9 protein-coding genes are annotated in these 8,261 nt (G+C 64.4%); 7 read left to right on the top strand and 2 right to left on the bottom strand.

Features of this window, described 5'->3' with window-relative positions; genetic code table 11:
- The 4 genes from EOA23_RS28500 to EOA23_RS28485 form a co-directional block, all read left to right on the top strand.
- Positions 1 to 133: RT0821/Lpp0805 family surface protein (locus EOA23_RS28500; RefSeq protein WP_245474370.1), on the top strand; the 133-nt coding region annotated here is incomplete at its 5' end.
- A 100-nt stretch (positions 134 to 233) separates the two neighbouring features.
- Complete coding sequence (locus EOA23_RS28495) at positions 234 to 1,160, top strand: J domain-containing protein (RefSeq protein ID WP_127306606.1); 927 nt, start codon at positions 234 to 236, stop codon at positions 1,158 to 1,160.
- A 108-nt stretch (positions 1,161 to 1,268) separates the two neighbouring features.
- Positions 1,269 to 2,087, top strand: a complete 819-nt coding sequence (gene fabI / locus EOA23_RS28490; protein ID WP_127306605.1) for an enoyl-ACP reductase FabI — start codon at positions 1,269 to 1,271, stop codon at positions 2,085 to 2,087.
- A gap of 104 nt (positions 2,088 to 2,191) precedes the next feature.
- Positions 2,192 to 2,779, top strand: coding sequence for a histidine phosphatase family protein (locus EOA23_RS28485; protein WP_127306604.1), 588 nt, complete (start codon positions 2,192 to 2,194; stop codon positions 2,777 to 2,779).
- Between the two features lie 241 nt (positions 2,780 to 3,020).
- On the opposite strand, the gene EOA23_RS28480 is transcribed toward EOA23_RS28485, so the two are convergent.
- A complete protein-coding gene (locus EOA23_RS28480) occupies positions 3,021 to 3,284 on the bottom strand; it encodes a DUF1344 domain-containing protein (protein ID WP_042641719.1) in 264 nt (87 codons plus the stop codon).
- Between the two features lie 195 nt (positions 3,285 to 3,479).
- On the opposite strand from EOA23_RS28480, the gene aroC reads away from it, so the two are divergent.
- Positions 3,480 to 4,577, top strand: coding sequence for a chorismate synthase (aroC, locus tag EOA23_RS28475; protein ID WP_127306603.1), 1,098 nt, complete (start codon positions 3,480 to 3,482; stop codon positions 4,575 to 4,577).
- Between the two features lie 129 nt (positions 4,578 to 4,706).
- A complete protein-coding gene (gene ribB, locus EOA23_RS28470; RefSeq protein WP_127306602.1) occupies positions 4,707 to 5,807 on the top strand; it encodes a 3,4-dihydroxy-2-butanone-4-phosphate synthase in 1,101 nt (366 codons plus the stop codon).
- A gap of 344 nt (positions 5,808 to 6,151) precedes the next feature.
- On the opposite strand, the gene EOA23_RS28465 is transcribed toward ribB, so the two are convergent.
- Positions 6,152 to 7,372 carry an MFS transporter gene (locus EOA23_RS28465; protein ID WP_127306601.1) on the bottom strand — a complete coding sequence of 407 codons (1,221 nt, stop codon included), beginning with the start codon at positions 7,370 to 7,372 and terminating at the stop codon, positions 6,152 to 6,154.
- Between the two features lie 116 nt (positions 7,373 to 7,488).
- On the opposite strand from EOA23_RS28465, the gene EOA23_RS28460 reads away from it, so the two are divergent.
- Positions 7,489 to 8,082 carry a TetR/AcrR family transcriptional regulator gene (locus EOA23_RS28460; protein ID WP_127306600.1) on the top strand — a complete coding sequence of 198 codons (594 nt, stop codon included), beginning with the start codon at positions 7,489 to 7,491 and terminating at the stop codon, positions 8,080 to 8,082.
- The last annotated feature ends 179 nt before the right edge of the window (positions 8,083 to 8,261 follow it).

Below are 8,261 nucleotides of genomic sequence, written 5' to 3'. Positions count from 1 at the left end.
GAAGGATGGCGGCCTGACCTGCCGCCGCTTCAGCGCCACGCGCGAGAGCTTCGACGGCGTCGCGCTCTACAAGGGCGAGCTGTGCCTCGCCGGCGCCGGCGGCTGGCGCATGCAGGAGTTCAAACCGCTCTGATTTAGGCAGCGCAAATCCCTCTTGCGCCACTGGAATTTCTTCCTATGCGAGCGCATATAGGGTGCAACCGTGAATTCAATCTCTCTTGCAGGCAGGAAGCATGCGCGACCCCTATGAGGTGCTGGGCGTTGCCAAGAACGCATCGGCCAAGGACATAAAATCGGCTTACCGCAAGCTCGCCAAGAAGCATCATCCGGACCAGAATCCGAATGATCCCAAGGCGAAGGACCGTTTTGCCGCCGCCAACCAGGCTTACGAGATCGTCGGCGACGAAAAGACACGCGCCGCCTACGATCGCGGCGAGATCGACGCCGAGGGCAAGCCGAAATTCCAGGGCTTTGAAGGCGCGGCCGGCGGCGACCCGTTCGCCGGGTTCCGCCGCCAGCAGGGCCCGGGCGGCGCGCATTTCGAATTCCGCACCGGGCGTCCGGGCGGCGATCCGTTCGACGGCAACAGCGACATCTTCAGCCAGATCTTCGGCGATGCCTTTTCCGGCGCCCGCGGCGCTGGCCGGGGCGATCGCCGCCAGCCGGTGCAGGCTGCCGACCTCAACGTCACCATGGACATCAGCGTCGAGGAGGCGGCCACCGCCGATAAGGTGACGGCGATGTTCCCCGACGGCCGCAAGGTCGCGGTCAAGCTGCCGGCCTATGTCGAGGACGGCCAGACGATCCGCCTGAAGGGCCAGGGCGAGCAGGGGCCTGGACAGCCGGGCGACGCGCTGGTCAAGATCCACATCCGCCGTCACCCGCGCTACCGCATCGAGGGCCGCGACCTGCATGTGGATCTGCCTGTCGATCTGGCCGACGCGGTGCTCGGCGCCAAGGTGGCGGTCGAGACGCCGACCGGCAAGCTCGCGGTCAACGTTCCGGCATGGTCGAGCTCGGACAAGGTGTTGCGGCTGAAAGGCCGGGGCTTGCCGGAAAAGGCCGGCGGCCACGGCGATCTCTATGCCCATGTGCGGCTGATGCTGCCGGAGGGCGGCGATGCCGAGCTTGAGGCCCTGATGCGCCGCCAAAAAGGCTGATCGAGGGAATTTTGTTCCCGTTACAGTGTCTTTTGAGCGCTTGAAGGGGCTCTGTGCCTGTGCGATAGGGCTCTCCACAAAGCGGATATTCTTGCGGAGAGCTTGCACATGGCAGGTGGACAGGGCCTGATGGCCGGTAAGCGAGGCCTGATCCTGGGCGTCGCCAACAATCGGTCGATCGCTTTCGGCATCGCCAAGGCTTGCGTCGATCACGGCGCCGAAATCGCGCTGACCTATCAGGGCGAGGCCTTCAAGAAGCGCGTCGAGCCGCTGGCGGCCGAGCTCAACGCGCATGTCGCCGGCCATTGCGACGTCACCGACCCGGAAAGCCTCGACGCGATCTTCGGCGACATCGCCGAGCACTGGGGCAAGCTCGACTTCCTCGTCCATGCCATCGCCTTCTCCGACAAGGACGAGCTCACCGGCCGCTATGTCGAGACGACGCGCGACAATTTCCTGCGCACCATGGACATCTCGGTGTTTTCCTTCACCACCATCGCCAAGCGCGCCGAGCCGCTGATGACCGATGGCGGCTCGCTTTTGACGCTGACCTATTACGGCGCCGAGAAGGTGATGCCGCACTACAACGTCATGGGCGTCGCCAAGGCGGCGCTGGAAGCGAGCGTGCGCTATCTCGCCGTCGACCTCGGCGCCAAGAAGATCCGCGTCAACGCGATCTCGGCCGGGCCGATCAAGACGCTCGCCGCCTCCGGCATCGGCGATTTCCGCTACATCCTGAAGTGGAACGAGTACAATTCGCCGCTGAAGCAGACGGTCACCCAGGAAGAGGTCGGCGATTCCGGTGTCTACTTCCTGTCCGACCTGTCGCGCGGCGTGACCGGCGAGGTCCATCATGTCGATTCCGGCTATCATGTCGTCGGCATGAAGGCGGTCGACGCGCCGGACATTTCGACCGTCAAGGACTGATCTTCCGCCTATCCTTCGTCCAAGCAATTCCAGGAAAAGTGCGAAGCGGTTTTCCGTCCGGAATTGCTAGCAAAAACAAATAGCGTCCGACCTTGGAAGACCTGATGTACCCGCTCGTCTACATCGCGCGCCACGGCCAGACCGAGTGGAATACCCAGCGTCGCCTGCAGGGTCAGGCCGACACCGACATCAATGAGCTTGGACGCCAGCAGGCGACTGCCAACGGACGGCGCCTGGCCGCGATGATCGGCAAAGGTGAGGATTTCGACTTTGTCGCAAGTCCGATGCGGCGCACATGCGAAACAATGGAACTGATGCGCGCGGCAATGGGACTCGACCCGCTCGCTTACCGGACGGAGCCGCGTCTGGTGGAATTGAGTTTCGGCGAATGGCAGGGTTTTACGTTTCGGGAGCTCGAGGCAAGGCATCCTGGATCCACGCATGGCCGCCGCGCCGCCAAATGGGATTTCCAGCCGCCCGGCGAGGGCGCGGAAAGCTACGAGATGCTGCTCGAACGGGTGAAGCCTTGGTTCGACGCGCTTGACCGGCAGACGGTGTGTGTCACCCATGGCGGCGTCATGCGCTGCCTTTTCCGCCTCGTCACCGGCCTTTCCAAGCAGGAAGCCGCCAGTCTCGATGTCCCCCAGGACCGCCTGCTTCGGCTGGAAGGCCGGAGTTTGGAGTGGTTATAGGTCCGGGTGCGGCCGTGAAAGTCGTCATCCTTGGGCGCAGCGACGCGAAGCGGAGCGAAGACCCAGGGATCCATGCCGTGACATTCCCCGAATGGTAAAAACGGTGCGGAAAAGATCGTTCTGCACCGCTGCGAAGCTCTGACATAACGGCATGGATTCCAGGGGCTGCGCGCCGTCGCTACGCTCCTTGCTCCGCCCTGGAATGACGAAGCTTAGGCGTTCAAGCCCCTGGCCGGAAAAGTTAGTTCTGGTCGCTGTCGGGCAACTGCATATCGGTCACGACATTCTCGCCATTGCTCACGTCATAGGCGATGACGATGTCCATGCCCGGCTTCAGCGAGTCGATGTCGGTCTCGGCGTTGAGCTTGTAGGCCTTTCCGTCGTCAAGCGTCAGCGTCAGCGTGTCCTTGTCGACCTTCTTGATCAGGCCTTCGGTCTGGCCGGCGAAAGCGGCGGCGGTGGAAATCATGAGCATGGCGCAGGCGGCGCCAATCAGGGTACGCATCGTCGTCCTCTTTGGTCATTGCGCCGGCTGGTCAGCGGCGGGTCCTCAACGGCGGATGGGAAGAGAGCAGAAACCAACCGAATGTGTCAAAACTAAATCCGCCAGATCACAGTTTGATGCAGCCGTTTGACCACTATGGAAAACGCCAATAGAAGGCAGCCTGAGCCGGTTTCCTCACCGGGCAGGGCGTTTTTCATGTCGCACAACACATTCGGCCATCTTTTCCGCGTCACCACCTGGGGTGAAAGCCATGGCGCGGCGCTCGGCTGCGTTGTCGACGGCTGCCCGCCCGGCATCCGCTTCAGGCGCGAGGACATCCAGGCCGAGCTCGACCGCCGCCGCCCGGGGCAGTCGCGCTTCGTCACCCAGCGCCGCGAGCCGGACGAGGTCAAGATCCTGTCCGGCTTCATCCTCGACGAGGATGGCGAGACGATGATCACCACCGGCACGCCGGTGTCGATGCTGATCGAGAATGTCGACCAGCGCTCCAAGGACTATGGCGAGATCGCCCGCCAGTACCGGCCGGGCCATGCCGACTACACCTACGACGTCAAATACGGCTTGCGCGACCATCGCGGCGGCGGCCGCTCCTCGGCGCGCGAGACGGCGGCGCGGGTCGCGGCCGGCGCGCTGGCGCGCAGGGTTGTGCCCGGCATGACGGTGCGCGGCGCGCTGGTCGCGATGGGCGAGAAGTCTATCGATCGCGCCAACTGGAACTGGAATTTCGTCGGCGATGCCGAAAATCCGTTCTTCACGCCGGATCCGGCCTCGGTCCCGGTCTTCACCGAGTACCTGGACGGCATCCGCAAGGCCGGTTCCTCGGTCGGCGCGGTGATCGAGATCGTCGCCGACGGCGTGCCGCCCGGGCTCGGCGCCCCGATCTACGCCAAGCTCGACCAGGACATCGCGTCCGGCCTGATGTCGATCAACGCCGTCAAGGGCGTCGAGATCGGCAACGGCTTCGAGGCCGCCCGCATCACCGGCGAACAGAACGCCGACGAGATGCGCATGGGCAATGACGGCAAGCCGGTGTTCCTGTCCAACCATGCCGGCGGCATACTGGGCGGCATCTCGACCGGACAGCCGATCGTCGCCCGCTTCGCCGTCAAGCCGACCTCGTCGATCCTGACGCCGCGCAAATCCATCGACAAGGACGGCAAGGATGTCGAGGTGATGACCAAGGGCCGCCACGACCCGTGCGTCGGCATCCGCGCCGTGCCGATCGGCGAGGCCATGGTTGCCTGCGCGATCGCCGATCATTATCTGCGGCACAGAGGACAGACGGGAAGGTGAGTGGTGAATGGTGAGTAGTGAATGGTAAGGCAGGATGTTACGTCACGCCCAACCAGTGATTTCTCGCTACTCACTACTCACTACTCACTACTCACTACTCACCATTCACCGCGAGCGAAGCGAGCGCCCATGCCCTACGACCAGAAGAAGATCGTCGAAGCGATCCGCGCCTTCGAGCGCGGCGAGATCGTTGTCGTCATGGACGATGACGGGCGCGAGAACGAGGGCGACCTGATCGTCGCCGCCGTGCATTGCACGCCGGAGAAGATGGCCTTCATCGTGCGCAACACCTCCGGCATCGTCTGCACGCCGATGCTGCGCGAGGATGCGAGGCGCCTGAATCTCGCGCCGATGGTGGCGGACAATGATTCGGCCCACACCACCGCCTTCACCGTCAGCGTCGATTTCAAGCATGGCACGACGACAGGCATTTCCGCCGACGACCGCACGCTGACCGTGCGTAACCTCGCCAACGGCAATGTCGGCCCGTCGGATTTCGTGCGCCCCGGCCACATCTTCCCGCTGATCGCGCGCGAAGGCGGCGTCTTGATGCGCTCCGGCCATACGGAGGCCGCGGTCGACCTCTGCAAGCTTGCCGGCCTGCCGCCGGTCGGCGTCATTTCAGAGCTGGTCAATGACGACGGCACGGTCAAGCGCGGGCCGGAAGTGCAGGTCTTCGCCGAGGAGCATGGCTTGAAGCAGGTTTCGGTCGCCGACCTCATCGCCTACCGCCAGCGCAAGGAAACGCTGGTCCAGCGCGTCGCCTGTTCCGACATCGAAACGCCCGGCGGCAAGGCGCAGGCCTTCACCTACACGCTGCCATGGGATTCCATGCACCACCTGGCGGTCGTCTTCGGCGACATCCGCGACGGCGAGGAGGTGCCAGTGCGCCTGCATCCGGAGGATGTCGTGACCGACGTGTTCGGCACCAGCCACCGGCTGGACGGCATCATGAAGGCGATGGGCGAGCGCCGGCGCGGTGTCATCGTCTATCTGCGGGAAGGCTCGGTCGGCGTCGCGCATCAGGAGCGCAAGCGTCCGGTGAGCGGCGACCGCGAAGATCACGAAGAGGCTCGCCGGCGCGAGAACGAATGGCGCGAGATCGGCCTCGGCGCCCAGATCCTCAAGGATCTCGGCATCTCCTCGATCAACCTGATCGCCTCGCGCGAGCGCCACTATGTCGGCCTCGAGGGGTTTGGCATCCACATCGCCAAGACCGAGATTCTGTAGTCCGTCAGGGTTGGCGCCGGAGGTCTATGGCAGCCTGCCGGCGTTGCTGACCGACCGAAGCCTCCCCGACTTGGCCGAACCCTTCCGCAACGCAGGCGATTGGCCGAGACCTATGCGACGTCGTCATCCACGGGCGGAGCAAGGAGCGAAGCGACGCGCGCAGACCCGAGGATCCATTCCGTGACTTTCACGCGTTGCGACGGTGCAGAATTCCGCTCCGTCGCGTCCTACGATCAAGGTCACGGAATGGATCCTCGGGTCTTCGCTCCGCTGCGCGTCGCTTCGCCCGTGGATGACGACGTCGCGTAGGTCTCGGGCTAACCGCAACGTCGGCCGAATAATCGTCACTCCGCAGGCGCCACCGCTTCGCCTCTGTCCACATCGCAATCGTCCGTCGCCAGCCGGCATTGGCCGGCAAGCACGGTGACCAGCGCAATCGCGCCTGCAGCGATGGAGACCCAGAACCCGTTCTGCGGGCCGAAAGTGTCGACCATCCAGCCCGCGGCGAAGGAGCCCAGCGCCATGCCTATGCCGATGCCGGTCGTCACCCAGGTGACGCCTTCCGTCAGCATGGCCGGTGGCACGTGGCGCTCGATCAGGCCGAAGGCGGTGATGAAGGTCGGCGAGATCGCGACGCCGCTGACGAACACCGCCAGCGCCAGCGTCGGCACCGTATGGGCGAAGAGCAGCGGCAAGGTGGTGAGCGCGATCACGGTGACCGCGAGCGCCAGCTGCCGCTGCAGCGGCGCCTTCAGGCTGAGCGCGCCGACGATGATCCCAACCACGAAGGATCCCAGCGCATAGACGCCGATGACAAGGCTCGCCGCCTCAGGCTGGCCGAGCGCCTTGGTGATGGCGACGGTGGTGACTTCCGTTGTGGCGAAGGTCGCGCCGACGAAAATGAGGGCGAAAGTGATGATCTGCACCGGTCGCAGGCGGATCGCCGAGCCGGTCGCCCCATGCTCCGCCGGCCGCGCTGGCGGCTCCGTCGAGCGCTGCAGCAGGAATGCCGCTGAGCCCAGCGCAAGCAGCAGTGTGCTGACGACCATGCCGGCCTCGGGAAACAGCGCCGCGCTCAACCCCACCGACAGCGAGGCGCCGGCGACATAGACCAGTTCGTCCGCGGCTGACTCGAAAGCAAACGCCGTGTTGAGCTCCGGCCGATCGCGAAAGATCTCGGTCCAGCGCGCCCTGACCAGCGCCGGAATGCTGGGCATGGCGGCGGCGAGCAGGGCCGAACCGAACAAGGTCCATGCTGGCCAATGCCGGTTGGCCGCGATAATCAATGTCGCGAAGGCAAGCACCGAGACGAGCGTCATGGGCACCGCGATCGCCGGCTGGCCGCGCCGGTCCACCAGCCGCGACACATGCGGCGAAAGAAAAGCGTTGACCAGCGCATAGGTGGCCGAGACCGCGCCGGCCAGCCAGTACTCGCCATGCGTCTGCGACAGCATCGCCACGATGCCGATCGGCGCCATGGCGATCGGCAGGCGCGCGACGAAGGCGGCTGCGGCGAAGCCTTTCGTGCCGGGAGCCCGAAAGATGTCCGCATAGGAGTTTCGCATGATCCTGCTCCTCGACAAGGGTGCATACCACAATTACATACGTTGCGTATGTGAGATAGTTCATACGCCGCGTATGTCAATTGGCATACGAAGCGTATGTGAATAGGGCCAGAGCCATGCACAAACCGCGCAAGGAGATGATCGCCGAGACGCGCGCCAAGCTGATCGCGGCCGCCCGCCACGCCTTCGGCACGGTCGGCTATGCCGAGTCCTCGATGGACGATTTCACCGCGTCGGCCGGCCTCACGCGCGGCGCCCTCTACCATCACTTCGGCGACAAGAAGGGGCTGCTGCAGGCGGTGATCGCCGAGATCGACGGCGAAATGGCCTTGCGCGTCAACGAGGTGGCCTCGAAGGCGCCGACCCGTTGGCAGCATTTCGTCGACGAATGCACCACCTATATCGAAATGGCGCTGGAGCCGGAGATCCAGCGCATCATGTTCCGCGATGGCCCGGCGGTGCTCGGTGACCCGGCGCAGTGGCCGAATGCCAGCGCTTGCATCGCCTCGATGACCGACCACCTGACGAAGCTGCAGGAAGAGGGCGTGGTCGTCGCCGATGTCGACCCTGAAACAACCTCGCGGCTGATCAATGGTGCCAGCAGTCAGGCCGCGCAGCGCATCGCCAATTCAAATGATCCTGAAGCCACCTCGAAGAAGGCGATCGCCGCCTTCAAGCAACTGCTCGAAGGCTTGCGCAGCAAGCCGTGACGGTGCGCTTGGTTAACTTATTTGCCGGGTTGTGCACCGCTTTCAGGCCGGCGCAACCCTGCCGTGATTGACAATCAAAGGGGCGAGCGCATCCTCCCTTCCCATTCTCTTAAGGGCGGGAGAGTCGGGGCATGTGGGACTTCAGCATCGCCAGGTCGGTCTCCATCATGATGCGGACA

Source organism: Mesorhizobium sp. M2A.F.Ca.ET.042.01.1.1 (genome assembly GCF_003997405.1).
Lineage (GTDB): Bacteria > Pseudomonadota > Alphaproteobacteria > Rhizobiales > Rhizobiaceae > Mesorhizobium.
The sequence above is the reverse complement of the archived record's forward strand: the minus strand, read 5'-3'. Positions and strand labels throughout refer to the sequence as shown.